Source organism: Streptosporangium sp. DT93 (assembly GCF_049844535.1).
Taxonomy (GTDB): domain Bacteria; phylum Actinomycetota; class Actinomycetes; order Streptosporangiales; family Streptosporangiaceae; genus Streptosporangium.
Genome location: NZ_JBNCLF010000019.1, coordinates 17,695 through 43,922 on the forward strand (window position 1 = coordinate 17,695; position 26,228 = coordinate 43,922).

The following is a 26,228-nucleotide window of genomic DNA, read 5'->3' on the forward strand; positions in this document are numbered from 1 at the left end:
TGCCCGGGGTTCAGGCGTGCCCGGCGGGGATGGTGCCGAGGCGGCCCGCCTGGTAGTCCTCGAACGCCTTGACGAGCTCCTCCTGGGTGTTCATCACGAACGGCCCGTAGTGCGCGACCGGCTCGCCGATCGGCCGGCCGCCGAGCATGATGACCTCCAGGTTGGGGCTGCGGCTCTCCTGCGTGCCCGCCGCGGCGATCGTGACGCTCTCCCCGTCGGTGCCCAGTCCCGGAAGGGTGCCGAAGCCCTCGAAGACGGCGAGCTGTCCCGACTCGATCGGCTGCCGGTCGGCGCCTACGGTGCCGCGGCCGGACAGGACGTACGCGAGTGCGTTGAAGTCCTTGCTCCAGGGGAGCGTCAGCCGGGAACCGGGGCTGAGCGAGGCGTGCAGCAGGGTGATCGGCGTCCTGGTGGAGCCGGGGCCGGTGAATCCGGCGACCTCGCCGGCGATCAGACGGACCAGCGCCCCGCCGTCGTGACTGCTGAGCAGGACCACGTTGCTCCGGCCGATGTCCTGGTAGGCGGGCGCGACCATCTTCTCGCGGCCCGGCAGGTTGACCCAGAGCTGGATCCCGTGGAACAGGCCGCCCTTGTCGACCAGCCACTCCGGGGGAGCCTCCCGGTGCAAAATGCCGCCACCGGCCGTCATCCACTGGGTGTCGCCGTCGGAGATCGTGCCTCCGCCTCCGTGCGAGTCGGCGTGGTCCATCACGCCGTCGATCATGTAGGTGACGGTCTCGAAGCCCCGGTGCGGGTGCCAGGGGGTGCCCTTGGGCTCACCCGGCGCGTAGTCGACCTCACCCATCTGGTCCATCATGATGAACGGGTCGAGATACTGGGGCTTGATCGTCGCCAGTGCCTTGCGGACCGGGAAGCCCTCTCCCTCGAATCCGCTCGGGGCGGTGGTCACGGCCAGCACCTGGCGCTCGCGGCCCGTGGTGAGCGGCTGCGGCAGGCGGGGCAGGGTCAGCGGGTTCTCTACGGTCACGGCAGGCATCTTGGATTCCTTCCTCCGATGTTCGCCGGTGACAACTCGGTTGATGATTCAACTATTCCATCGCGAGAGAAGCCGTGGCGACGGTGAGCGCCACGGCTTCTGTCGACGATCGCGATGAGCGGGGGTGCGGAGGTACAGGGGGGCGGGGAGGCAGGGGGCAGGGGCGGGGTGTGCCGGTCGGCCGGTGCGGGGCCCCGGGGTGCCCGTCGGCGGAGCGCTACTCGTCGGCCAGGGCGAAGCCGCCCCGGCTCAGCGAGATCAGCTCGGGGGCGATCGCCCGCTCGTCCAGCGCGGCATCGGGGTTCGAGGCGAACACGGTGACGACGTAGGTCTTCCCCCGCGCCGAGCGGGCCGCGTACGACAGGTTCAGCACGCCCGTCTCGGAACCGCCCTTGGCCCAGACCGCGGGCCACTTCTGGCGGGAGAGCTTCAGCCCGGCGTCGCCGGCCGACATGATCTTCCCGACCCGCCCGTCCTCGAACCGGAGCAGGCCGGCGTAGGCGCGGCAGACGTCGCGGGGCGAGCCGAACCACTCCAGCCTGTCGATCTCCCTCGGCCCGTCCCAGAGCGTGATGTCCGAGAGCGACTGCCCGGCGACCGTGTCCCTCAGATAGGCGCGCCGGCCCGCGGTGTCCAGCTTCAGGTAGTCGCGGGCCTGTTCGGGGTGCCGGGCGCCCTTGAGCAGGAACGCCTCGCGCGTGGTGAGGAAGGGGGTGTTCCGCCCGGCGTGACCCGACCAGCGCCGTACGGTGGCCTCCACGGCCTCGCGGCCCACGGTGTGGACGAGCAGGTCGGTGGCGGTGTTGTCGCTGATCGAGATCATCAGCTCGGCGGCCTCGCCGACCGTGGTGGTGGTGCCGTCCGGGCGGGTGGTGAGCCCGTCCTCGCCCAGGCTCTTGAGCTCGGGTGCGATCGTGATCCTGGTGTTCCAGCTCAGCCGGCCGTCACGGATCCTCTCGGCCACGGCGCCCAGCACGTACAGCTTGAAGATCGATCCCAGTGGCCGGACCGTGTCCGGCGCCACGGCGTGCGCGACGTCGCACCTGCCCCGGGAGTCGATCCCGGCCGCCAGGAACCCGGTCCGCGGGGCGACCTCGCCGAGCCGGGCGTCGAGCCGCTTCCACGTACGGGGCGGGGCGGGCGCGGGGGCCTCCGGAGGGGTCACCCCGGTCAGGTTGATGTTCCCGTCACCGTCCACGCCGATCTGGACGACGAACTCCCGCTTGCCGATCTTCCCGGTCCCGGCCAGCGCCGACGGCGTGATCCGGGTCAGCTTCTCCAGGCGCAGTCCCTTCGCCGCCCTGAGGAGGGCGTTGACGCCGTCGACGGTCAGCGACGACAGGTAACCGGCGCTGAAGTGCTCCCGCAGCTCGTTCTCGGTCAGGGGTGCCCGGTTCGTCGCGCCGAGCAGCCAGCGCAGCTGCCGGCCGGCCGGACTGGCGGGGATCTCCGGTTCGGCACCGGCCGTCGCCGACGGCACGACCGCACCGGACAGGACCGCACCGGGTACGACCGCACCGGACAGGACCGCACCGGGTACGACCGCACCGGACAGGACCGTGCCGGGCAGAACCGTGCCGGGCAGGACCGTGCCGGGCAGGACCGTGCCGGGCAGGACCGTGCCGGGCAGAACCGTGCCGGGCAGGGCGGTGCCGGGCACGACCACGCCGGCCGCGGCCGGGGCGGGTGCGGTCCCGGTGGGCGGGGCCGTCACGGAGGCGGCGCTCGCGGGCGGGCTCGCGGGCAGGACCGTCACCGGGATGACGGCGGCGACGGCGAGGGCCGGCAGGCGCTTCGGTCGGGACGGTAACCGCATAAAGTGCTCCTTCGGATGTCCTCCTGCGTCGCGATCACCTCCCCGCCGACCTCGCTCCGAAACCAGGCGCGTCTCCGCGCGGCCCCGGGGCGGGGCAGGGATCCCCTCCGGCGAAGGCGATCCCGGCCGGAGAACACCCGTCCCGTCAGCCGAAGACCGCGGGCGGGGGGACAGGGATGAGCACGGCGTCGCCGTCGTTCAGCGGCCGGGCTCCGGCGATGAACCGGACGACGTCCTCGCCGTGCACGCAGCGGGCCTGCGTGAGCCCTCCCGCGGCCCTGCGGGTCAGATCGGAGACGGGCAGCGGGACGCGGGAGGCGGCGACGATGAGGTTGCCGAAACGGCGTCCGCGCAGCACGCCGGGTTCGGCGAGCAGCACCACCTGCGGGAACGTGCCGCGTACGGTGGCCAGCACCCGGCGGGTGAAGGCCAGCCCCTTGCCGTCGGCGACGTTGATCAGCACGGTGCCGGCCGGGCGCAGGACGCGGGAGACGTCTGCCATGTACTCGGAGGTGGCCAGCTCGATCGGCATCGTGGCACCGCTGAAGGCGTCCAGCACGAGCAGGTCGGCGAAGTCGTCCTCCAGGCCGGCGGTGGCGGTGCGGCCGTCGAGGATCCTGACCTTGAGCCGGGGCACCGACTTGAGCCTGAGCTGGTCGCGGACGAGCTGGACGAGCCCGGCGTCCGGCTCCGCGACCACCTGCCGGGACCCGGGCCGGGTGGCCGCGACGTAGCGGGGCAGGGTGCAGGCGCAGCCGCCCACGTGCACGACGTCCAGCGGGCCCTCGTCCAGCAGGTCGATCACGTCGGCCATCAGCCGGACGTACTCGAAGTCGAGGTAGGTGGCGTCGTCGAGATCGACGTAGGACTGGGGCACGCCGTCCTTGGAGATCACCCAGCCCGCGGGCCGGTCGAGATCCTGCAACAGGTCGACCTCGCCGAACGTCACCGGGTACCGTCCCGGCATCGGCTGCCGCGCTTCCCGTCCGGCCATCGTTCGTTCCTCTCGTCCTGTGTGCCCCGGTGATCGTGAGATGTCCGGGGGGTCACCGAGGAAACCGTATGCCCGTGTGCGGGTGGACGGAGACGGTGTCGGGCAGATCACAACCTACGATCACGTAACTTACGCTACCGTAGGTTCATGGCCACCATCACGGAAGGGCTCGCTCCCGCCGAGTCCGTCAAGCCCCTTCTCCGCGGCTGGCTGCACGCCGGGGCGCTGCCCCTGGCGCTCGTCGCGGGCTTCGTCCTCGTCGCGCTGGGGCCCACCCTGGAGGCCAGGCTGGCCGCCGCGATCTACGCGATCACCTCCGGCCTGCTCTTCGGGATCTCGGCCACCTACCACCGGGGGACGCTCTCGCCGCGCCTGGAGGAGGTGCTCCGCCGCCTCGACCACGCCAACATCTACCTGATCATCGCGGGCACCTACACGCCGTTCGCGCTGCTCGCCCTGGACGGGCCCGTCTCGACGGTGGTGCTCGCCGTGGTCTGGGCCGGGGCCGTCGCCGGGGTGCTCTTCCGCGTGCTGTGGACCGGCGCCCCCCGCTGGCTCTCGACCGCGCTCTACATCGGCCTCGGCTGGACGGCCGTCTTCGTGCTCCCCCAGCTGGTGGCGGGCGCCGGGATCGTCGCGGTGGTCCTGATCTTCGTCGGCGGGGTGTTCTACACGGCGGGCGGCATCGTGTACGGCATGCGCCGCCCGGATCCCTCCCCCCGCTGGTTCGGCTTCCACGAGGTCTTCCACGCCTTCACCGTCGCGGCCTACCTGGTGCAGTACGCGGGCGTCTCGCTGGTCGTCTACGCGGCGGTGTGAGCCGCGAGGGCCATCGGGCGTACGAGCCCGCGAGGGCCGGGTGTCGTGGGCCTCGGGGGGCCGGCCGGCGCCGGGCGGGTGTCACGAGGACGCCAAGCGGGAGTGGGCGGGTTCCGGCGGGAGCCGAGCGGGTTTCGGGTGGTAGCCGGATAATCTTCGTCTCAGGCGGTTCGGAACCGTAATGTCTCCGGGTACATGTCAAAGAAGCGGGGGATCGTCTTTCTGGGACCCTGGAGGGGACATGGACGTGCACGACCGCCTGGCCCGTCATCTGCTCGTCGACGGCTACCGCCTGGTGCTGGATCTCGACCGGAGCCGCGGTTCGCGGCTCGTCGACGCCCGTACCGGCCGGGCCTACCTGGACTTCTACAGCTTCTTCGCCTCCGCCCCGCTCGGGGTGAACCCGTTCGACGACGATCCGGAGTTCCTGGCGCTGCTCGGCAGGGTCGCGGCCAACAAGCCCGCCAACTCCGACCTCTACACCGTCCACCTCGCCGACTTCGCCGAGACCTTCGCCCGCGTCCTCGGCGACCCCGAGCTGCCGCACCTGTTCTTCGTGGAGGGCGGCGCCCTCGCCGTGGAGAACGCGCTGAAGTGCGCCTTCGACTGGAAGAGCCGCCTGAACGAGTCGCGGGGACATCCGCGCGAACTCGGCACCAGGGTGCTCCATCTCACCCGGGCCTTCCACGGGCGCAGCGGCTACACGCTCTCGCTGACCAACACCGACCCGGTCAAGACCGACCGGTTCCCGGCGTTCGACTGGCCCAGGATCGAGGTGCCCGCCGTCCACCTCGGTGACGTCGAGGCCGCCGAGGAGAGGTCGCTGGCCGCGGCGCGGGCGGCCTTCGAGCGCCACCCCCACGACATCGCCTGCTTCATCGCCGAACCCGTCCAGGGCGAGGGGGGCGACAACCACATGCGGGCGGAGTTCCTGCGGGCGATGGAGCGGCTGTGTCACGAGCACGACGCCCTGTTCGTCCTGGACGAGGTGCAGACCGGCGGCGGGACCACCGGCACCCCGTGGGCGTACCAGCAACTGGGGCTGCGGCCCGACGTGGTGGCCTTCGGCAAGAAGGTCCAGCTGGGCGGGATCATGGCGGGCCGCAGGGTCGACGAGGTGCCCGGGAACGTGTTCGAGACCAGCGGCCGGATCAACTCCACCTGGGGCGGCGGGCTGGTGGACATGGTCCGCTCCCGCAGGCTGCTGGAGATCATCGAGCGCGACGGCCTGATCCCGCGCGCGGGCAGGCTCGGCGCCGAGCTGCTCGGCATGCTGCGGGAGATCCAGGCGCGCTTCCCCGGCGTGGTGGAGAACGCCCGCGGGCGCGGTCTGATGTGCGCCTTCGACCTGCCGGACGCCGACGGGCGCGACCTGCTGGTGGCCCGGCTCAGGAACGAGGAGGGGGTGCTGGTCCTGCCCTGCGGCGAACGGTCGGTGCGGCTGCGGCCCGCGCTCTCGATCACCTCCGGGGAGCTGCGCGAGGGCACGTCCGCCATCGCCCACGCCCTGGAGGTCTCCCACCGCAGGGTCCCGGCCTAGGCTCCCGCGAGCCGGTCCCCGTCAGTAGGGCAGCGGCTCCTCGCCCGCGTTCCTCTTCCGCCACAGGTCGATCGCGGTGCCCCGCGAATCGGCGCCGAGTTTGGCGTATATGCGGTTCACATGGTTCTTCACGGTCTTCTCGCTGAGGAAAAGGTGCTGGGCGATCTGCCCGTTGGAGCGTCCCGTCGCGATCAGTTCCATGACCTCGGCCTCACGCCTGCTCAAACACGCCGCGCCGCCGGGGCCCGCGTCGACGGTGACGCTGGGTCCTGCGTCGAACGGAGCATCGTCGACTCTCATCCGGCCTCCGTGGCTGCGAACGCGGTCAGGTCGCCGAAACCCCCGGTCTTACGGCGAGGCAATAGGAGCGAGCATAACCCGTAACATCCACTTTTAGGGGATATGTGAGGACTGGGAAATACAGAACGGCCGGTCCCTGGGGACCGGCCGTTCTCATGGGGTGAGTGAGGGGACTTGAACCCCCGGCATCTAGGACCACAACCTAGCGCTCTGCCAACTGAGCTACACCCACCATCGCCGCCGTGGCAGCACATGAAAAGTGTAGCGGTCTTTGAGAGTCGTTTCGTACCTGGTTTCTCACGAACCGTTCAGGAACCGCCGCCGGACACGTCCTCGGCCAGCCGCCGGGCGGTGGCCGAGTCCGGACCCGGCTGGGGCACGAAGACCGCCGCGCGGTAGTAGCGCATCTCCCTGATGCTCTCGACGATGTCCGCCAGCGCCCGGTGGCCGCCCTGCTTCTCGGGCGAGGCGAAGTAGACCCGGGGGTACCAGCGCCGGGCCAGCTCCTTCACCGAGGAGACGTCGATCATCCGGTAGTGCAGGAACGCGTCCACCGCCGGCATGTCGCGGGAGAGGAAGGAACGGTCCGTCGAGATGGAGTTCCCGCAGAGCGGGGCCTTCTTCGCCTCCTTGATGTGGCCCCTGATGTACTCCAGCACCAGGGACTCGGCCTCGGCCAGCGTGACCCCGCTCCCCAGCGCCTCCAGCAGGCCGGAGGCGGTGTGCATCTCCCGCACCACGTCCGACATCTGCTCGATGGACTCGGGCGGGGGCTTGATGACCACGTCCACCCCCTCGTCGAGCTGGTTGAGCTCGCCGTCGGTGACCACGCAGGCCACCTCGACGAGCGCGTCTCGGCCGAGGTCGAGCCCGGTCATCTCACAGTCGATCCAGACCAGCAGGTCACTCATAGCCCTCAGGGTAGTCCCCACTCTCACGACATCTTGAACGACTTGATCACCTGGTCGACGACCGAGGTGTCGAGATTGTCCGGTACGGAGATGTAGGCGAGCGCCGGACGCTGGTTCTCACCCCGGTCGACGATGACGAACGCCCCCCGCTCGCGCTTCCACTTCCAGTCGCTGGCCTCGGACTGCCTGGAGAAGTCGAGATCGAAGACCAGGAGCCAGGCGTCCTTGCCGTCGACCTTGATCGCCTTGTCCTCGATGATCTTCCGGGTGTGCTCGGGGGTGTAGAAGGCCGGTTCCATGATCTGCAGCAGCGTCGCGGCGGTCGAGCGCAGGCCGCCGGTGCCCCGGTAGCCGTACTGCTCGGGGAGCTCGGCGGTCAGGACGTTGCCGAGCCAGTCGCCGCCCTGACCGTCGTAGTTCTCCTGGGCGACGGCCACGATCCCGCTGGTCCAGGTGAACCCGAGCCCGCCGCCGACGCTGGGGGGAACCCGCCAGGGACCGTCCGGCACCTCGTACGACAGTCCGGTCACCGGGTCGGTGACGCGCCCGTCCACCGCCTCGGGCAGCGCCCGGCCCGAGGTCGACGGGGCGGGGGACGGCTCCAGGCTGGGCCCGGGGTCGGACTCCTGGGTCGGCGCGGGGGGCGGGGTGTAGACGACGGTGGGCTCGCTCGCGGTCTTCGATCGATTCGCGTCGAGCGCGTACATCACGGCGCCCGTGATCAGGGCGAGCACGACCAGCACGCCGACGCCGCCCAGGATCCACGGGAGCGGTCCCCTCTTACGCGGGGGAGGTCCCGCCGGGTAGGCCCCGAAGGGCGGCAGCGGCATCTGCGCGGTGCCGCCCGCCGGGCCGCCCCACTGCGGTCCCGGGCCGCCGGCGTGGCCCTGGTGGGCGGCCTGCTGATTCCACGGTCCTGCGCCACCGGGCTGGGGAGATCCTCCGGGGCCCGTCCCGGAGGACGCCCCCGGCCCGCCGGGTCCCGCCCAGACGGGACCCGGCCCGGTGGAGCGTTGTCCTGCAGGGCCCTGTCCGGCAGGGCCCTGTCCGAAGGAACCGGGCGTGCCGGAAACCGGGCCACCGTGACCCGGAGCGTTGTGCCCCGGCCCGCCCTGCCCTGATCCGCCCTGGCCTGCTCCGCTCTGCCCCGGTCCGTTGTGTCCCGGGTCGCCGTCGCCCGGCCCGCCCGGTCCCGTCCAGACGGGGCCCGGCCCGGTGGGTCCGCCGGGGCCCGGGGTCGCGGATCCCGGGGTCGCGGGTCCCGCTCCGGCGGGTGCTCCCGGCCCGGAGAACGGTCCTGAGAACGGCCCGGTCCCGGGACCGGCCTGGTGCTGCTGCTGGGGCGACGGGCCCGTCCGCGGCCCCTGGGGGCCGTCCTGCCCGGCGGAGGCGTCCGCCTGATGGGTGGCGTCGGTCCACTGCCCACCGTCCCACCACCGAAGCAGCGGCGAGCCGTAGGGGTCGGGATACCAGCCGGAGGGGATCTGCGTGGTCATGGCCGCCAGAGTAGTAAGAACGGCTTTGTGGCGCATTGTGGACCTTGCGGTCATTCACGAACATTTATAGGTGAAGGTGGCCGCGTCCCGCAGCCTTCCCTTCGCGGGGGAGGGGGAGAGCACCAGCAGGGTGGCGGTCCCGCGGAAGGCGCCCTCGCCCTTGACCGTCCAGTCCAGGACCACCTCGTGCGAGGTCGTCCCGGCCGCGAGCCGGTCGACCTGCACGGTCGGCTTCCTGCGGTCGCTCCGTTTCCACTGGTAGCGGACCTCTCCCGCCGAGCCGTTGGTGGTCAGGACGCCGGTGATCCTGATCCTGCTGTCACAGCCCTGCGTCTTCCCGGGCGCGCTGACGCTCACCCCGGTCACCTCCAGCGGTGCCGCCGGGCCGCGGAACAGCCACAGCGCCAGCGCCGCCACGACCATCAGCGCGAGGATCGCCGAGGCGAGGATCGTACGGCCGCGACGCCGCCGTCCGCCGGAGACCGCGGCGGCCCTGAGCCGGTCGGAGGGGGGCTCGGTCTGCTGGCGGTCCCGCCCGGCCCGCCAGAGCTGGGCGGCCGTCGTCTCCGAGGGCACGCCGGGGCCGAACCGCACGACCACCTCCTCGGTCCGGTCCGCGGGCGGCCGTCCCGGGGGTGAGGTGGCGTGCCGGTCGCTCCCGCCCGGGACGCGCAGCAGGGTGACGATCTCCCCCTCGTCCGTGCCGGGAGCCGGATGTCCGGGTGCCGGGTGCCCGGGCACCGGATGTCCGGGTGCCGGATGTCCGGAGGCGGGATGTCCCGGGGCCGTGGAGGCGGGCGCCGGAGAACCCGGCTGGGAGGGTGCGCCGGCGGCCTCCCGCGCCGACCACCGCCGAAGGGCCCGTACGAGCCCGTCGCGGCCGGCGAACCCGGGGGGCAGCACCTCGCGTCCGGCGACCAGGGCGTCGCGGGCCGAGGCGAGCCCCTGGGCCGAGGCCCTGGCCGCCACCCTCTCCAGCAGCCGGGCCCCCTCGATGTCGTCCGCGGCCCAGCCCGCCGCAAGTCCCCGGGCGAGCGACGCCCAGGCCGCCACGTCCCGCTCCGGTACGGGGTCCCGGCCGGACAGCGCGTCGGCCAGCCCGCGCTTCGCGAGCAGCGCCGACCCGTCCGGGGCGATCACCACGGTCCCCGGGTGGAACTCGCCGTGGGCGAGACCGGCGGCGTGCACGGCCAGCAGCGTCTGGGCGGTCTCCACCAGCACGGTGGCCGCGCCGCCCGCGTCGGGGACGGGTGCCTCCCGCGCGCCCGCCAGCAGGTCGCTCAGCCTCGGCACGACCGGCCGGGAGGTGATCAGCCACACCTCGCCCCGGGCCATCACGAGGTCGGCCACCGGCACCAGGCCGTTCGGGCCGCCCCGCGCGAGCCCGCGATCGGCCACCACGGCCGCGACCAGCCGCTCGCGCGCCGCGGGATCGTCGACCAACCGGGGGTCGAACCTGAGCGCGCTCCCCGGCCGCCCGTCGGCCGACACGACCGACGACCACACTCCCAGGTCGTCGGCCCAGCTCCGACCGGTCAGCCGGAAGCCGCCCAGGCCCCACCGGTCAGTGTCCATGATCCCGCTGTTCTCCCGCCTATCGGCGTCTCCGGTGCCGCCCCGCCATGCCGCGCTTGACGACCAGTGTGAACGGTACGGCACCGCTCGTCACCAGGCCCAGCGCGAGGAACGCCGCGGGGGCGGTCACGAGCGCCGAGGGGGAGGCGGTGAGCCCGACCTCCCCGGGGGAGGTCGGGGACCGGGGGGTGGTATCGGTCGACGACGAGGATGACGTCGACGCGGAGGCCGAGGACGACGGCGTCTCCCTCGGCGTGGGCTCGGCCGGGGGGGGCGTCGTCCTGGGAGGCGTCGGTGTGGCCGACGAGGGCCTGGTGGACGGGGGCCTGGTGGACGGGCCTGCCGGGCCGGGGTCGCCCAGGGTGGAGTCCTCCTCCGGGGTGGGGTCCTCCTCCGGGGCCGCGGGCGGCGGGGCGCTCGGCCGGCCGGTCGCCCGCCGGGTCGGGCGGGTGGTGGGCCGGGCCGTGGGCGTCGCGGACGCGTCCGGGGTGGCGGCCGGCCCGGTGGGCGGCGCCGGCGGCGGGCCCGAGGGGGAGGTGGTGGCCGGGGACGGCGTCGGGGCGGTCGTGTCCTCGGCCGGTGACTCCTCGGCGGGCTCCTCGGTCTCCTCCGCGGGGACGACCGTCTCGGAGACCGGGGACGGCCGCGTGGTGACGGGGCCCTGCGATCCGACCTCGGTGGTGCCTCCCGCGCCGACCAGCACCGTGGTCAGCCCGCCGATCACCGCGACGCAGCCGATCCCGACCAGGATCTTCACGCCCAGCTTGCCGATCGAGGAGGACTTCTCGTGGTGGTCGGCGCTGTCGCCGGCGTCGTCGCCGTCCAGCTCGGTCATGGCCAGCGAGGTGTCGGCACCGGGCGGCGGCGGGGCCTCCATCGGGAACAGGGCCGCCAGCAGCCCGGCGATCCCGGCCAGGCGGCGCAGGCCGCGCCGTTCCCAGTCCGGGCCGTAGGACTCCGCGGCCACGGCCTCCAGCTCGGTCAGGAAGGCCGCGGCGGTCGGCGGCCGGTCGGCGGGGTGCTTGGCCAGCCCGCGCTCCACCAGGCCCCGCAGGGCCGCGGGGACCTCCTCGACCGGGGGCGGCGTCGCCTGGTGCTGCCGGGCCAGCGCGGCGATGTTCGTGGCCCGGTAGGGCCGGGTGCCGGTGAGGCACTCGAAGAACACCACGGTGGCCGCGTAGACGTCGGTGGCCGGCCCCGCGGGCCCGCCCATCCACTGCTCGGGCGCCATGTACGGCGGCGTCCCCGCGGGGAGGTCGCCGTCGCCGGAACGGACCGCGATGCCGAAGTCGACGAGCTTGCTCGTCCCGTCAGCCTCCACCATCACGTTCTCGGGCTTGAAGTCGCGGTGCACCACGCGCGCCGAGTGCGCGGCGGCCAGCCCCAGGAGCGAGCCCTTGAGCACCACCAGCGCCGCCTCGGGGCCGGTGGGCCCCTCCGAGCGCAGCAGCGCCCTCAGGGCGACCCCGTCGACCAGCTCCATGACGATGGCGGCGCCGTCGCCGGTCTCGACGTAGTCGTAGAGCCGGACCGAGTGCGGGCCGTTCAGCGTGTTGAGCACCCGGGCCTCGTGCCGGAAGCGCGCCACGAACCCGACGTCGCCCCTGAGCTCCTCGGACAGGTACTTGATGGCCACCATGGCGCCGTCGCCGTCGTGACGCGCCATGACCACGTGACCGGTCGCGCCGGCTCCCAGCTCACGGATCTCGGTGTAGCCCGGGACCTGCCATGCCGATGGCGTGCCGTGCATAACGGTCTCCTCAGTTGTACGGGCCCCCACCCACAACAGACGGATCGCAGCTTAACCATATTTAAACATTTTTTACTCATCGGTCCCGGATCGATCCCCTTCGGGGAAGGCCGGGGTCAACCGGTGGAGCCGCCCGTCGCGGTCCGGGGAGAGGAGACGGCCGAGGTCACGGGGCTCGGGCGCGCGTCCGCGGTGACCCGGGCCCGCGCGGTGGAGCGCGACTCGACGGCCGGCCGGGCGGAGCCGGTGACCGCCGTTCCGGGCGCGGAACGGGACGCGCGAGCGGTCGCCGGCTCCGGGACGGGGCGGGACGCGCGGGTGGTCGCCGGCTCCGGGACGGGGCGCGGGGCCGGAGAGGTCGCCGGGGCCGGTCGCGGCGTGCGCGTCGGCCGGGCGCAGGCCGGGACCGTGCCGCTCGCACCGCTCGTGACGCCCGGGGGCAGGCCGGTCACCACCGCGCTCCAGGCGCTCCCGCACGCCGGGCGGGGAAGGGCGAGGACCACGGTGGGGGTGTAGCTCGTCGCCCCGGACAGCGACACGACGGTCGCGTGCACGGCCCGGCCCGCGCGGACGACCACGCGCAGGCGCACCGCGCGGGTGTTCTCGGTCCGTACGGAGACCGCGATCGAGGCCAGGCCGCGAGGGTCGAGGGTGGCCCGCAGCACCTGCACCCGGCGCACCCGCCCCCTGGACGAGCCGGGGACCGCCGGGGTCGCCGTGAGCGTCGGCGAGGAGGTCGGCGAGGACGACGGCGCGGGGGTCGAGGACGACGGCGAGGACGGCGAGGGCGGGGTGGACGACGACGCGGAGGGGGCGGGCGGCGACGACGGCGACGACGGCGACGAGGTGGACGGCGGGGCGGCCGGCGGGGCGGTCGGCCCGCCGGGCGGGGCGGGGGCGCCGGGCGAGGCGGGCCCGGCGGAGGGGACCGGCCCTCCCGACGAGGTGACCCCGGTGGGGCCGAGCGGACCCGCCTCGCCCGCCGGGACCGGCGCGATCGACGGCGCGGCCGCGGGCGTGCCCGGCCCGGCGGCGGGCCCGCCGGACGGCGACGGGAGCAGGTGGCCGCGCGCGAGCGGGGAGGAGGACGCCGGGGGCGCCGCGGCGGACACGTCCGTCCCGCCGGGCCGCGACGGCCGGTCGGAGGTCAGCGCGTACACCCCGGCGCCGCCCGCCACCAGGGCCACCCCCGCGGCGCCCAGCGCCAGACCGGCGGAGGTGGGCCGGAACGAGCGCAGCACGGTGCGGAAGAGCGTGGTCCCGGCCGACGGCGCGGGACCCGCCGCCCCGGTCCGCGCCGACGACAGGGCCGACGACTGCGCCTGTGACTGCGCCTGTGACTGCGCCTGTGACAGGGCAGGCGAGAGGGCCGACGACACGGCGGGGAAGAGCGCGGGGAAGAGCGCCACCAGCGCGACCAGCCGGGAGCGGCCGCGCTCCTCCCACTCCTCGCCGTAGCCCGCGACCGCGACGCGCTCCAGCTCCGCGACGAACGCGCGGGCCCCGGACGGCCGGTCCCCGGGGGCCTTGGCCATGCCCCTGGCGACCAGCTCCCTGACCTGCTCGGGCACCTGGTGCACCGGGACCGGCTCGGTCAGGTGCCGGTGCATCAGCACCACCCGCTCGGCGGCCAGGTAGGGGCGGTGCCCGGTCAGGCACTCGAAGAAGACCGCCGTCGCGGCGTAGACGTCCGAGGCGGGGGAGGCCGGCGCGCCCGTCCACTGCTCGGGGGCCATGTACGGCGGGGTGCCGGCCGCCGGGGCGTCCGCTCCGGCGCGCACCGCGATGCCGAAGTCGACGAGCCTGCTGATCCCGTCGGGCCGGACGAGCACGTTCTCCGGTTTGTAGTCGCGGTGCACCAGCCCGGCCTCGTGCGCGGCGGCCAGCCCCAGGAGGGAGCCCCTGAGCACGGCCAGCGCGGCCTCGGGGCCGGTCGGGCCGTGCTCGCGCAGGACCGCGCGCAGGCAGGCGCCGTCGACGGCCTCCATGACGATGGCGGCGCCGCGCGAGGTCTCCACGTACTCGTACAGCCGGGCGACGTTCTCGTCGGCCAGCTCCACCAGGAGCCTGGCCTCCTCGCGGAAGCCCTCCAGGAAGCCGGGCTCCTCGCGCAGGCGCCCGGACAGGTACTTCACGGCCACGTACGTGCCCGACGCGTCGTGGCGGGCGAGGACCACCCGCCCGCCACTGCCGGCACCGAGCTCACGCAGCTCGGTGTAGCCGGGCGGTGTCCAGCCGATGGCCGTCATGACGCCTCCAGGTCCGCGGGGCCGGATGCGGCCCCCGGACATGGAGGACGCGTGACGGGCGTGACGGGTTGTCCTGGGGTCCTTACCGAACGGGTATGGTTCGGGACGCCACGTGATCGGGCACGGGAAGGTCGGCCGTCATCGCCGGATCGGTCTCGGGCGCCCCCCAGACCTGGTGGAGCGGCAGGACGCCGGCCCAGATCGGCAGCGCGTAGTCCTCCTCCTCGTCCTCCGGCGGGCCCTGGCGGATCTTGACCGACGCCTCGGAGAGCGGGAGGGCGAGCACGGCGGTCGCGGCGAGCTCCTTGGCGGTGGGCCGGCGGGCGGCGTCCCACTGGCCGGGGGCGAGCTGCTCGGTGATCGCCCGCAGCGCGGTCAGCCGCTCCTCGGGGTCCTTCACGAGGCGGGGAGTGCCGTAGACCATGGCGCAGCGGTAGTTCATCGAGTGGTTGAAGGACGAGCGGGCCAGCACGAGGCCGTCCAGGTGGGTCACGGTGACGCAGACCTCGCCCCCCGCCCGCAGCGAGGTGGCCCCGGTCGAGCCGTGCAGGTAGAGGGTGTCGTCGACCCGGCCGTAACCGGTGGGGACGACCATGGGGGCGCCGCCGACCACGACGCCCAGGTGGCAGACGAGCCCGGCGTCGAGCACCGCGTACAGGTCCTCACGAGAGCTGCGGCCTCTGTTCTTGGCGCGTCCGAGGGTGGTGCGGGGAGTCGTAGAGAGCATGGGACTACCCTAGGGCAAAGTGGATATCGAGAACACGTCCATTTTCGCGTGCTTACAGGAGACCACTTTGCCGCGTCCCGCCGTCGATCTGCCCCTGACCCTGGACCGCGGGTCCGGTACGTCCCTCACCGTCCAGCTCGGTGACAGCCTCCGGGCCGCCATGCGCGGCGGCGCCCTCGCCTCCGGCGAGCGTCTGCCCTCCAGCCGCGCCCTCGCCCGCCAGCTCGCGGTCAGCCGCACCGTCGTCACCGAGGCCTACCAGCAGCTCTACGCCGAGGGCTGGCTGGAGGGGCGGCACGGCTCGGGCACCTACGTGGCCGACGTGACCGTGGCCCCGGGGTCCCCGGGATTCCCGGAGTCCGCGGGGTTCCCGGGTGTTTCGGGTGTTTCGGGGGCCGAGGGGTCCGCAGGGTTCTCGGCCTCGTCGTGGTTCCCGGAGGGCGCGGGGTCTTCGGGGACGGGGTTCCCGTCCGATTCCCGCCAGGACGGCACCCGCCAGGACGGCACCCGCCAGGACGGTGCGGGGACGGCGGTGCGTCCCGGGAGGGGGCGTCCTGGCGGTCCCCTCGGGCGGGAGACCGCGCCCGGAGCGGGCGGGGAGCACGTGATCGACCTGCGTCCCGGCAGGCCGTGGGTCCACGACTACGACCGGGCCGCCTGGCGCCGGGCCTGGCGCCGGGCGGCCGACCTGCCCCCGGCGAGCGATCCCGACCACCGCGGCCTGCCCCGGCTCCGCGCGGTCCTGGCCGAGCACCTCCGCAGGACCAGGGCGATCCCGGTCGGGCCGGAGAACGTCCTGGTCACCCGGGGCACCGGCAACGGGCTCGACCTGGTCGCCGCCACCCTGCTGCGGCCCGGGGACCGGGCCGGTGTCGAGGAGCCCGGCTACCGCGTCGCCCGCAACGTCTTCGCCGGCCGGGGCGCGGAGGTGGTGCCCTGCCCGGTCGACGAGGACGGCGTCGTCGTGGACGCCCTCCCCGACGACCTGCGCGTGCTCTACACCACCCCGGCCCACCAGTACCCGCTCGGCGGCCGTCTTCCCGTCGCGCGCAGGGAGCGGCTGCTGGCCTGGGCCCGCCGCAGCGGCGCCGTCGTGGTGGAGGACGACTACGACGCCGAGTTCCGCTACGACGTCGCCCCGCTCCCGGCCCTCTACGGTCTCGACCCCGGGCGGGTGGTGCTGCTGGGCAGCCTGAGCAAGGCGCTGACCCCCGACGTCGGCATCGGCTGGCTCGTCGCCTCACCGGAGTTCGTCGAGGCCGTCGCCGTCACCCGGGACGCCCTCGCCGACCGGACGGGCGGCCCGGCCCAGCAGGCGATGACGACGCTCCTGGAGCGGGGGGACCTGAACCGGCACCTGCGCCGGATGCGCCTGGAGTACGCGCGCCGCCGCGCCGCGGTCGTCGACGTCCTCGGCCCGGGGCTGATCGGCGAGACGGCGGGCCTGCACGTGCTGGTGGAACTGCCCGAGGGCATGGTCGGGCCCCTGGTCGAGGCCGCCGCCGGCCACGGCGTGCTGCTGGACTCGCTGGACCGCCACTACCACGGGACGCCGCTGCGGTACGGCCTGGTCGTCGGCTACGGAGCGGAACCGCCGGCGAACATCAGGCGCGGCCTGTCGCTGGTCGCGGACCTCGCCGGGCTCACGCCGGGCACGGGATGAGCGGTCCCGCGTCCCGGTGGGCCGTCAGGATCGGGAAGGAACGTTCCCGGCCTTCGACGGGCGCGGCCGGGCCTGCAGCGACGTGCGCAACCGGCCGTAGGTCTTCAGGGCGCGGTCGGCGGTCGTGCGCAGCAGCGGGTTCGCCAGGACCGTGCCGCGCGCCTTGCGCACCGGCACCCGAAGCATCCAGTGGACCCCGGCACCGGCGCTCACCCGGGCGACGCGGCCCTCGGCGACCTCGTACTCGCCGTTCTTGAGCTTCTCCTTGTACTCCTTCTCGCCGCGGCCCATGTCGATGACCCGGATGCCGGCCTCGGCGGCCCTCTCGGCCATGGCCAGATGGTGGATCAGGCCGGGGGAGTACTTCGCGAAGGCGGTGTCGTAGGCGGGGAACCACCCGGCCAGCGTGGTGGCGGTGCGCAGCCCGAAGTGCCCGGCGACCGGCTTGCCGTCCACGTACAGCATGTCCAGGACGCCGCCGAAGTGCTCGGTGTCGGTGGCGAGCAGCCGCTCGACCAGCTCCACGATCCACGGCCTGGCGAACCGGTCACTGCGGCCGGTGCGGCGGTACTGCTCGGTCTTCCAGCCGAGCAGGGTGCGCAGCGGCGCCAGGTCGCCGATGGCGTAGTCGTGCCGGATCTCACCGACGTCGCGCTGGAGCTTGCGGCTCTTGTAGGCCGTCGAGCGGTACGTCTTGCCGGAGCGCATCTTGATCGTCTCGATGTAGGAGGCGAAGCCGTCGCGCAGGTCGATGATCGGCGACGGGTGCCGCTCGTGCCCCGCCAGCAGCAGCGGCTGCCCGGCGATCAGGTGGTCGAACTCGAAGACGGCCAGGCCGCACGCCTTGATCAGCCGTTGCGGGTCGATCTCCACGTCCTTGGAGTGGATCAGGCCCTGCGCGTCGGTCAGGCCCGCGGCCACCGGCATGCCGATGCCCATCGGGTGGCGTTCGAAGGGGAAGAACCCCACCGTGTCCGGCCCGTCGTGCAGTACCGCCACCCGGACGCGCTCCTGCAGGGCGCCGACGGTGACGGTGAACTCGGGCGACAGGAACGGGCTGTCGAAGGCCGGGTCGGCCCCCTGCAGGGCCCGCCAGCGATCGAGGTCGGCCGGTCCGAGATCACGGGGCTGAACGATGGTGACGCGCATGAGCTCCTACTGGGGTGTGCGGGTTCCCCTACGCCACCCTGAAGGATGCCGTAAGCCCAAGCATGCGGGTAGACACGTAATGTAACGATAAAGGACGGAAGCGAGCGCGGTTCCGTAGGGGCTGCAACGGTTCGGGATCTTATTGTGCGTGCCCGGCTGGCGCGCTCTCCCCGAGTGGCGTTCTAATTGGTGGCCATGAGCACCCCTGGCATCGACCGGTCCCGTCTCGTCGAGTGGATGGCCGCCGACGTCCCCGACGCGGGAGAGCCCACCGGGATCTCCCTGATCGCGGGCGGCAGGTCGAACCTGACCTACGTCGTCGAGACCCCCCACCGCCGCCTGGTGCTCCGCCGCCCGCCGCTGGGGCACGTGCTGCCCACCGCCCACGACATGAGGCGGGAGTGGCGGGTGATCTCGGCGCTCGCGCCGACCGCGGTCCCGGTGCCCGAGCCGGTCGCGTTCTGCGACGACCCCGACGTGATCGGCGCGCCGTTCTACCTGATGGCGTACGTGGACGGCGCGGCCGTACGGGACCGCGAGGACGCCGGGGAGCTCGGCCCCGAGCAGGCCCGGCGGCTTTCCGAGCACCTCGCCGAGGTGCTCGCCGAGATCCACGCGATCGACTACGAGCGGGCCGGCCTGGCCGGGTTCGGCCGGCCCGAGGGGTACATGGCCCGCCAGCTGGAGCGCTGGGGGCAGCAGTGGGAACGGTCGAGGACCGCCGAGTCACCCGCGTACGACCGCCTGGTGGCCCGCCTGCGCGAGCGGCTGCCCGCGCACTCCGCCTCCACGCTGGTCCACGGTGACTACCGGCTCGACAACACGCTCGTGCGGCTCTCCCCGGAACCGGAGATCCTCGCCGTCGTGGACTGGGAGATGTCCACGCTCGGCGACCCCCTGGCCGACCTCGGCCTCACCCTCACCTACTGGCACGACGCCGGGGACGAGGAGCGGGGCTCGATCCCGGTCGCGGGGGACGTGACCGTGGCGCCCGGGTTCCTCACCGCCCGCGAGTTCGCCGAGCACTACGCCCGGGTCTCCGGGGCCGACCTGACCGACCTGGACTTCTACGTCGCCTTCGGCAACTACAAGCTCGCGGTCATCGTGGAGGGCATTCACGCCAGGTTCAGGCAGGGCAAGACCGTGGGGGAGGGGTTCGAGAACATCGGCGCCGCCGTCCCGACCCTTCTCGACCGGGCGCTCCGGGTCCTGGAGGGCTGACCGGCCGTTCCACGACGCGCGAGCACCTACCGTAGAAGTTTCAAGTGTCGTGCAAGCAGTCCGGATACGCTGGCCAGGCGGCCGGTAACGCTTACCTGTGAACCGTTCCGGGGCGCCGCCGCGCCCGCCGCCGTCGTGGAACGCTACATTCGTTGAGCTGCGAGGATCGAGGAACCGGTGATACCGACTAACGGACGGCACCAGCGACGGCGCCCGGCGTGGCCGGTCGCGCTGGGAGCGTTGGTCGTGACGGTGGCGCTCGTGGTGACCATCATCACCCTGGCCGTCAGGCCGGACGTCCCCCGGGGCCAGAGGATGACCATCCCTCCGCCGCAGGCGGCCCCCACGCTGGAGCAGCCCCCCTCCGTCGAGCAGTGGCCGCGCTGGGGGATCACCCACACGGAGTTCAGCGCCGACAACGAGGACGGCCAGGTCGCCGAGACGGCCTCGCACATCCTCAGCCGGGTCCCGATGCTGCAGAACCAGCACATCATGGGCTGGGGCGCCGGAAACCCCGAGCCCGCGCCGGGCAGGAACGACTTCCGCGACCTCGACCGCCGCATCACGTTCATGGCCGGGTCCCAGGCTCTCCCGATCATCACGCTCTGCTGCTCGCCCGACTGGATGAAGGGCGGCACCGAGGGCCGGACCGACTGGTCGCAGCTGGAGACCGCGCCCCGGCGCGAGCACTTCGACGACTACGCCGAGCTGGCCGCGACCGTGGCCAGGCGATACCCCACGGTCAAGCACTTCATGGTGTGGAACGAGCTCAAGGGCTTCTGGAACGTGACCCAGAACCGGTGGGACATCGAGGGCTACACCGACTTCTACAACAAGGTCTACACCGCGCTGAAGGGCGTCGACGAGAACATCAAGGTCGGCGGGCCGTACGTGTCGGTCGGCAGCAGCAGCGCCGCCGTCGACGGAGCCGAGCTCCAGGGGCCCTGGGGCAGCATCGACCAGCGGGACCTGGAAGCGGTCGACTACTGGATCAAGAACAAGAAGGGCGCCGACTTCATCGTGGTGGACGGTGCCTCGGTCACCAAGGACGCCGGGGCCTACCCCGACGAGTTCACCGCCCTCGGCAAGTTCGGCGCCCTCACCACCTGGCTGCGGCAGAGAAGCGGCGACCTGCCGGTCTGGTGGGCCGAGTGGTACGTCGAGCCCAACAGCAGGGACTGGACCGAGGAGCGGCGGATCGCCGTCCAGACGGCCGCGATGATGGAGTTCGCCACCAGCGGCGTCACCACCTCCCTCTACTGGAACCCCCAGCGCAAGGCCACCGGCGGGAACCGGCCCTGCGAGGGCTGCCTCTGGCATCCCGACACCGGTGCCGAACTGCCCATGGCGGGCGTCATGAGCGGCTTCGTCAAGTGGTTCCCGCTCGGGGTCGCGCTGGAGACGGTCGTCTCCTCCGACCCGAAGGTGCGCGTCCTGGCCCAGGAACGCCAGCTCCTGATGGTCAACACCACCGACGCGGCCGTGACCACCGTCGTGGACGGCAAGCAGTTCCAGCTCAAGCCGTACGAGGTCAGGTGGAGCGAGCGCGCCGTGGCTTGACGGTGGCCCGGCGACGGCCCGGCGGTGGCCGGGCGCGGCCCGAGGAGGGCCCGGCGACGGCGTGGCAGGGGTCGGGGACGGCCTGACGGCGGCTTGGCCGGGGCCGGGTGTCGGCGTCCGCCGGATACTACGATCATGAAGATGAGAATCGACCTGGTCACGATCGTCGTGGAGGACTACGACCCGGCCATCGCGTTCTTCGTCGACGCCCTGGGATTCGATCTCGACGAGGACTCACCCTCGCTGACGAACGACGGCCGCCCGAAGCGCTGGGTCGTCGTCCGCCCGCCCGGCGGGGAGACCGGAATCCTGCTCGCCCGCGCGGACGGCGCCCACCAGGCAGCCGTGGTCGGGAACCAGATCGCCGGCCGGGTGGGCTTCTTCCTGCGGGTGGACGACTTCGACGCGGCCCACGCGCGGATGACGGCGGCCGGGGTCGCGTTCGTGACCGTGCCGCGTACCGAGCCCTACGGGCGGATCGCGGTCTTCACGGACATCGCCGGCAACCGCTGGGACCTGCTGGGTCCCGCCTGAGCCTCATCCGCTCTCCCGGCCGTCGTCCGGGGCGCGGGGCGGCCCGGGGGCGACCGTGGCGGCCGTGGCGGCCGGGGAGCGGGAGGGCCGCTGCCAGTTGGTGAACCAGCGCAGCAGCCACTCCACCGGCCCGTACCGGTGCCGCCGCGACCACCGCCGGCTCCAGGCCGCCTGGACGACGAAGACGCCGACGCCGATCGACACCGCCGGGAACGGGCCGAGCATGTCCACCAGGCTCAGCCCGTAACCGGTGAAGATCAGTGAACCGATCAGCGACTGCCCCAGGTAGTTGGTCAGCGCGAGCCTGCCGGGAGGCGCGAGCAGACCGGTCAGTCCCGGCCTCGCCGGGAGCAGCCGCAGGAGGGTGGCGGCGTAGGCCGCGGCCAGCAGCGGCGCGGTGACCAGGTTCACCGACTGCCCCAGCAGGTGGTACGCGTGCCCACCCCCCGACCAGGTGGAGTGCGCGTAGACCAGCGCCCCGGCGAACCCGGCGGTGAAGCCCACCCACTGCAGCCGCCGCAGCGTGGCCGTGTACCCGGACAGGTCGGAGAGCAGCCTCAGCTTGCCCAGGGCCATCCCGACCAGGCAGGCGGCGAGCACCGTGGGCCCCTGGAAGAAGACCCGCAGCAGCAGGATCTTGGCGAGCCGGTGCACGTGCTCACCGATGATCATGGATGCGGAGCCGTGCAGGGCCCGGTCGGACAGGGCCGCCTCGGCGGCGTTCTCCGTGACCGCCTTCGAGGCGTCCGCGCCCAGCACCGCCAGCCCGGCCAGCAGCAGCACGCCCGCGGCGAGCGCGACCGTCAGCGCCACCGCGGCGATCATCGCGGCGCGCGGGGTGATCCGCCGCACCACCAGCAGGACCAGCCCCATCACCGCGTACGTGGCCAGGATGTCACCGGGGAACAGCAGGACGCCGTGGACGACGCCGAGCAGGAGAAGCCCTCCCAGGCGGCGCAGGAACCGGGGGACGAACGCCGTCGCCGCCCGGTGGGCCGAGTCGATCTGGAGGGTGAAGCTGTAGCCGAACAGGAACGCGAACAGCAGATAGAACTTGTTCTCGAAGAACACCGAGACGACCCAGCGCGTCCCCCAGTCCAGCGGCGCGGAGAACGTCGGCGCGGCCAGCCCCGCCATCCGGTACCCCGAGGCCAGGTAGGTGATGTTGACCACCACGATGCCGAACAACGCGAAGCCGCGGAGCGCGTCGACCGCGTCGATCCGCCGTCCCGAGACCCGCGCCGTGGCCCCCGCCCCGCCGCCACGGGGTTCCCCTGCGAGCATCTGGTTCGTCCTTCGAGCGGTTCCGGGACGCGAGTCCCCCTGTGAAACGGTGCCAAGTATGGCCCGGTGCGGCCGGGCGCCGGAGGACTTTGTTCTTTATTGGAGGTGGTAGCCGATGACCACGAAGCGTTCGGCGATCACGGCCACCGCCAGCACGAAGGCGGGTATCGCGACGAACAGGATGCGCCTCCTGGTCCTGCTCGTCCGGCCACGGCCGCGCAGCAGGAACACCTCGTAGGCGAAGAGCGCGATCCACGTCACCCCCAGCGCCGCCAGGCCGACCGGCGTCCACGGAGAGGTCGGGTCGTTGCCGCCGGGCGGTACCGCGCGGTCGGGGATCTCGGTGCCCTCGGGGAAGGACCGCAGCGTGTAGACGGCCGCGTCCTCGCCGTTGAAGACCCGTTTGAGGTTCTTGTCGGCGTCCAGCGCGGCACGGAAGCGCGGGGCCCAGTCCGTCGGGAACCCGTGGTTGAGCTGGAGGTAACCGGCCTGGCCGCGGGTGGCCACCAGGTAGGTGTTCGGCGGTGAGGTGCGAAGTTCGTTGATCACCGAGGTGAGCTGGGCGGGGTTCTTGTCCACCAGCACCTCCCGGTAGGCGATCTTGTCGAAGTCGCGCTCGCCCCACGGGATGCTCGGAGTGATCTCCTGGCCGACCACCGGGACCAGGTAGAGGACGCGGGCACTGGGCTCGTCGTGGTCGTAGACGTAGTGCATCGCCGCGACCTCGCTGGCCGAGACCCTCTCGAACTGCTCGTTGCCGTAGCGCGCGACCAGGAAGACCATGGCCAGCGCCATCGCGCACCCGGCGGCCAGCAGCAGCGAGATCCGGCGCGTCAGCTCCGGGTTGAACCGGATGTTGCGCCTGCGGATCGGCACCGTCTCCTCGGGCGCGTCCTCGGTGCCCGCGGGAAGGTTCGGGAAGAACGCGTACGCGGCCAGGATGCAGGCGCCGGGGAGCGCGAACAGGTAGATCCGCAGGCCGATCTCGCCGCCGTAGTTCTGCAGGCCGAGCGCCAGCACCGGGACGCACAGCAGGAGCAGGGCCGCGCGGTCGCCGACACCGCGCCGCAGCCGCCGGAACAGCCCGGCGGCGGCCAGGGTCAGGATCACGCCGCAGATGCCGAGACGGGCCATCAGGACGATGGCGTGCTTGGGGTCGCTGCCGTCGATCCGGTCACCGGTGTTGCTCTGCAGGTTCTCCAGGATCCTGCCCAGACCGCCGAAGAGCTGGTCGATGTGACCGCTCCAGAAGGTGACCGTCTGGTAGCTGATCCAGGCCAGGACCATCAGGCCCAGGAAGAACGGCAGCCCCCAGCTCAGCGAGGAGCGCCGGAGCAGGATCAGGCCGGTCAGCGCGCCGAGCATCATGAACGGCGTGATCTGGTGCGAGGCGGTGGCCGTCGCGAACAGGCCGATCAGCACGATCAGCATGATGGTCCGGTCGTAGACGCCGGTCGAGTGGGGCAGTTCCCCGGGTGTCAGTCCGTCCAGCCGGGCCAGCAACCGCCGGACGGGCCCCTTGACGGGCATCGGCTTGGTACGCGGCTCGACCTTGCCGAACCAGCGCAGCACGATCGCCACGAAGGCCAGGTAGATCGCGTACGTGAAGCCCTGCGAGGAGAAGTAGTCCTGGCCGATCCACTGGACGATGACGAACAGCAGGGCGGCGAACCAGCGGGCCCTGGTGGTGGCGACCACCTGGCGCAGGATCAGCACGAACGGCAGCAGGTAGAGCAGGTTCGACAGCAGCGGTGTCCATCGCATGATCGTCGTCAGGTCAGTGACCCCCGCGGCCTTGGTGACGAACGCCACCAGCGCGAAGAACCCCGGCCACGCCAGGCGGGCGTCGAGGATCGCCGAGGACTCGCCGGTGCGGTTGATGTACTCCACGAAACCGGCGTGCACGTAGGCCGTGTGGAACCTGGCCTCGTCCTCGATGAGGGCCGCGCCCCCGTGCAGGGCGAAGGTGATCGCCGCGATCTGGAAGAGCAGCAGGAACTTCCGGTCGGTGTTCTGCCCGATCGTGACGAAGAACGCCACGACCATCAGCAGGATCGCCGCGAACGCGGTCGGCGGCATGGCCGAGATCAGGCCCACACCGTCGATCTTGTTCAGGTCGACGCCCCAGAGCGGACCCGGCGCCACGCGCAGGGCCAGCACGTACATGACGAGGCCCTCGACGGTGAGCAGGGGCGGCAGCCACACCATGGCCGTCCGCACCAGGTTCGCCGCGCGGGACGGCTCGGCCGCGGGCGTGGCGTCCCGGCTCCCGCCTCCGGGAGGCGCCGCCGGGCCCGGGTAGGGGGCGTGAGGTGTGACCGCGTGCTCGGCCACCGGGGCGCGTACGACGGCCGGGACCGTCTCCGGGCCGGGGTGCTCGGGGTGCTCGGGGTGCTCGGGGGAGACCGGGAACGCCGGGGACCCGTGAAGTCCGGAGGACTCGTGGGATCCGGAGGACTCGTCGGAGCCGGGGAACTCACGGGAGCCGGAGCGGTCGTCGGAGCGCTCGTCGGAGCCGGAGGGCTCGTCGAAGTCCAGGGACTCGTGGAAATCGACGTCAGGAGACTCGCGGGAGTCGGAGTCGGAGTCGGGGGACTCGTGGGAGTCGGAGTCGGGGGATTCGCTGGAATCGGAGTCGAGGGACTCGCGGGGGTCGCCGAGGTCGTCGGGGTCGAGGGATGCCGGGGAGTGTTCCTCCTGGGCTCCGGGCGTGGGACGTCCGGCGGGAGCCCGGCCGGGACGCAGCGGGGCGACGGGGAGGCGGAACTCCGCGGTGATGTCGCTCCTGTCCTCGGCCTCCGCGTCGTCATCCTCGGGGACGCCCTCGTCTTCGGGCGTTTCCTCGTCGTCAGGCACGTTCTCGCCGTCGGGGAGGTCCTCGTCTCCGGGCGCGTCCTCGTCGTCGGTGGTCCCGGGCGGGGGGAGCGGACGCAGGGGGAGGCGGATGACGGCGGTGACGTCGGGGTCGTACTCGGGGTCGTCCCGCGCGCCGTCGTCCTGGTCGTCCCGCGCGTCCTCGTTCTGGTCGTCCCGGTTGTCCTGGTCGTCCCGCGTGTCGTCGTCCCGGTCCTCCAGGCCATCCCGGTCGCCGGAGGTGTCACCGCCGGTTCCGGGATCATCGGATTCCGGCTCGCCAGGCTCCCGATCGCCGGGGCGACGTTCATCGGCCCCCCGGGCATCGGGTTCCCGCTCCTCGGGCTCCCGATCGGCGGATCCCGGCTCGCCGGGCTCCTGCTCGCCGGACCCCCGCTCGTCGGACTCGCTGGACCCCCGCTCGCCGGACCCCCGCTCGTCGGGATCCCCGGGCCCGGGGGCGCCCTCGGGCGTGTCGGGGGACGCCGCGCCGGGCTCGTCGCCGGCCACGGCGCGCGCTCCGTCCGAAGGCACGGGAGGGGTGGGACCGGTCTTCCCGATCTCGGCGGCTTCCGCCGCCTTCGGCGTCGTCACGTCATTACCTGCCCGTTGCCTCACGTCTAACATCATGGCGGCTACGCGGACCGTGGTGCGACGAACGAGAGAGAAGTTTCGTCATGTTTGGGTGTTTTGCGTAGATCCTTGAACGGCAAAACCACGACCAGGATTCCCACCCGACGGCACCCGTCCCACCGTTCACACCCCGTGGAAAGGGCACGGCCGCCGGAGA

Annotated in this window: 19 protein-coding genes, 1 tRNA gene and 1 pseudogene; 6 read left to right on the plus strand and 15 right to left on the minus strand. The window is 72.8% G+C overall.

Features of this window, described 5'->3' with window-relative positions; genetic code table 11:
• Positions 1-10: 10 nt before the first annotated feature.
• The 3 genes from ACLQ2R_RS31650 to ACLQ2R_RS31660 all read right to left on the minus strand — a co-directional run bounded on the left by ACLQ2R_RS31650 (position 11) and on the right by ACLQ2R_RS31660 (position 3,807).
• A complete protein-coding gene (locus ACLQ2R_RS31650) occupies positions 11-997 on the minus strand; it encodes a pirin family protein (RefSeq protein WP_425964822.1) in 987 nt (328 codons plus the stop codon).
• A gap of 217 nt (positions 998-1,214) precedes the next feature.
• A complete protein-coding gene (locus ACLQ2R_RS31655) occupies positions 1,215-2,813 on the minus strand; it encodes a serine hydrolase (protein WP_425964823.1) in 1,599 nt (532 codons plus the stop codon).
• 145 nt (positions 2,814-2,958) lie between these two features.
• Positions 2,959-3,807 (minus strand): spermidine synthase, encoded by an 849-nt coding sequence (locus tag ACLQ2R_RS31660; protein WP_425964824.1) that lies wholly within the window; start codon positions 3,805-3,807, stop codon positions 2,959-2,961.
• Between the two features lie 147 nt (positions 3,808-3,954).
• Between ACLQ2R_RS31660 and trhA the strand changes: the two genes are divergently transcribed.
• Together trhA and lat are read left to right on the plus strand one after the other, a co-directional pair.
• Positions 3,955-4,626, plus strand: a complete 672-nt coding sequence (gene trhA, locus ACLQ2R_RS31665) for a PAQR family membrane homeostasis protein TrhA (RefSeq protein WP_425964825.1) — start codon at positions 3,955-3,957, stop codon at positions 4,624-4,626.
• 241 nt (positions 4,627-4,867) lie between these two features.
• Positions 4,868-6,166, plus strand: a complete 1,299-nt coding sequence (gene lat / locus ACLQ2R_RS31670; RefSeq protein WP_425964827.1) for an L-lysine 6-transaminase — start codon at positions 4,868-4,870, stop codon at positions 6,164-6,166.
• 21 nt (positions 6,167-6,187) lie between these two features.
• On the opposite strand, the gene ACLQ2R_RS31675 is transcribed toward lat, so the two are convergent.
• The 9 genes and pseudogenes from ACLQ2R_RS31675 to ACLQ2R_RS31715 form a co-directional block, all read right to left on the minus strand.
• Complete coding sequence (locus tag ACLQ2R_RS31675; protein ID WP_425964829.1) at positions 6,188-6,466, minus strand: helix-turn-helix domain-containing protein; 279 nt, start codon at positions 6,464-6,466, stop codon at positions 6,188-6,190.
• A 156-nt stretch (positions 6,467-6,622) separates the two neighbouring features.
• Positions 6,623-6,698, minus strand: a tRNA-His gene (locus tag ACLQ2R_RS31680).
• Positions 6,699-6,774: 76 nt separating this feature from the next.
• On the minus strand, positions 6,775-7,377 hold the full coding sequence (gene orn / locus ACLQ2R_RS31685) for an oligoribonuclease (RefSeq protein ID WP_425964830.1): 603 nt from the start codon (positions 7,375-7,377) through the stop codon (positions 6,775-6,777).
• A 23-nt stretch (positions 7,378-7,400) separates the two neighbouring features.
• Positions 7,401-8,207 carry a hypothetical protein gene (locus ACLQ2R_RS31690; protein ID WP_425965024.1) on the minus strand — a complete coding sequence of 269 codons (807 nt, stop codon included), beginning with the start codon at positions 8,205-8,207 and terminating at the stop codon, positions 7,401-7,403.
• Between the two features lie 564 nt (positions 8,208-8,771).
• Positions 8,772-8,927, minus strand: a pseudogene (locus tag ACLQ2R_RS31695) (DUF2510 domain-containing protein); the annotation flags it as partial.
• Positions 8,928-10,448, minus strand: a complete 1,521-nt coding sequence (locus tag ACLQ2R_RS31700; protein WP_425964832.1) for a hypothetical protein — start codon at positions 10,446-10,448, stop codon at positions 8,928-8,930. It lies immediately after the preceding pseudogene.
• A 19-nt stretch (positions 10,449-10,467) separates the two neighbouring features.
• Entirely contained in the window at positions 10,468-12,198 is a 1,731-nt protein-coding gene (locus tag ACLQ2R_RS31705; RefSeq protein WP_425964833.1) for a serine/threonine-protein kinase, read from the minus strand.
• A gap of 116 nt (positions 12,199-12,314) precedes the next feature.
• Positions 12,315-14,447 carry a protein kinase domain-containing protein gene (locus ACLQ2R_RS31710; protein ID WP_425964835.1) on the minus strand — a complete coding sequence of 711 codons (2,133 nt, stop codon included), beginning with the start codon at positions 14,445-14,447 and terminating at the stop codon, positions 12,315-12,317.
• Between the two features lie 82 nt (positions 14,448-14,529).
• Positions 14,530-15,174 (minus strand): pyridoxamine 5'-phosphate oxidase family protein, encoded by a 645-nt coding sequence (locus tag ACLQ2R_RS31715; RefSeq protein ID WP_425964837.1) that lies wholly within the window; start codon positions 15,172-15,174, stop codon positions 14,530-14,532.
• 67 nt (positions 15,175-15,241) lie between these two features.
• On the opposite strand from ACLQ2R_RS31715, the gene ACLQ2R_RS31720 reads away from it, so the two are divergent.
• The gene (locus ACLQ2R_RS31720) at positions 15,242-16,837 is read left to right on the plus strand and encodes a PLP-dependent aminotransferase family protein (protein ID WP_425964839.1); all 1,596 of its coding nucleotides are present in this window, start codon (positions 15,242-15,244) and stop codon (positions 16,835-16,837) included.
• Between the two features lie 24 nt (positions 16,838-16,861).
• Here ACLQ2R_RS31720 and ACLQ2R_RS31725 read toward each other — a convergent pair whose 3' ends face one another.
• Positions 16,862-17,986 (minus strand): GNAT family N-acetyltransferase, encoded by a 1,125-nt coding sequence (locus ACLQ2R_RS31725; protein ID WP_425964841.1) that lies wholly within the window; start codon positions 17,984-17,986, stop codon positions 16,862-16,864.
• A gap of 195 nt (positions 17,987-18,181) precedes the next feature.
• On the opposite strand from ACLQ2R_RS31725, the gene ACLQ2R_RS31730 reads away from it, so the two are divergent.
• The 3 genes from ACLQ2R_RS31730 to ACLQ2R_RS31740 all read left to right on the plus strand — a co-directional run bounded on the left by ACLQ2R_RS31730 (position 18,182) and on the right by ACLQ2R_RS31740 (position 21,301).
• Positions 18,182-19,207, plus strand: a complete 1,026-nt coding sequence (locus ACLQ2R_RS31730; RefSeq protein WP_425964843.1) for a phosphotransferase family protein — start codon at positions 18,182-18,184, stop codon at positions 19,205-19,207.
• A gap of 246 nt (positions 19,208-19,453) precedes the next feature.
• Entirely contained in the window at positions 19,454-20,767 is a 1,314-nt protein-coding gene (locus ACLQ2R_RS31735; protein ID WP_425964845.1) for a GH39 family glycosyl hydrolase, read from the plus strand.
• 141 nt (positions 20,768-20,908) lie between these two features.
• Entirely contained in the window at positions 20,909-21,301 is a 393-nt protein-coding gene (locus ACLQ2R_RS31740; protein ID WP_425964847.1) for a VOC family protein, read from the plus strand.
• A 3-nt stretch (positions 21,302-21,304) separates the two neighbouring features.
• Here the strand turns inward: ACLQ2R_RS31740 and ACLQ2R_RS31745 are convergent, their stop codons facing one another.
• Both ACLQ2R_RS31745 and ACLQ2R_RS31750 read right to left on the minus strand, forming a co-directional pair.
• Positions 21,305-22,585: a DUF418 domain-containing protein gene (locus ACLQ2R_RS31745; protein ID WP_425964849.1), complete on the minus strand. Its 1,281-nt coding sequence runs from the start codon at positions 22,583-22,585 to the stop codon at positions 21,305-21,307.
• 96 nt (positions 22,586-22,681) lie between these two features.
• The gene (locus ACLQ2R_RS31750) at positions 22,682-25,948 is read right to left on the minus strand and encodes a hypothetical protein (RefSeq protein ID WP_425964851.1); all 3,267 of its coding nucleotides are present in this window, start codon (positions 25,946-25,948) and stop codon (positions 22,682-22,684) included.
• Positions 25,949-26,228 lie beyond the last annotated feature (280 nt).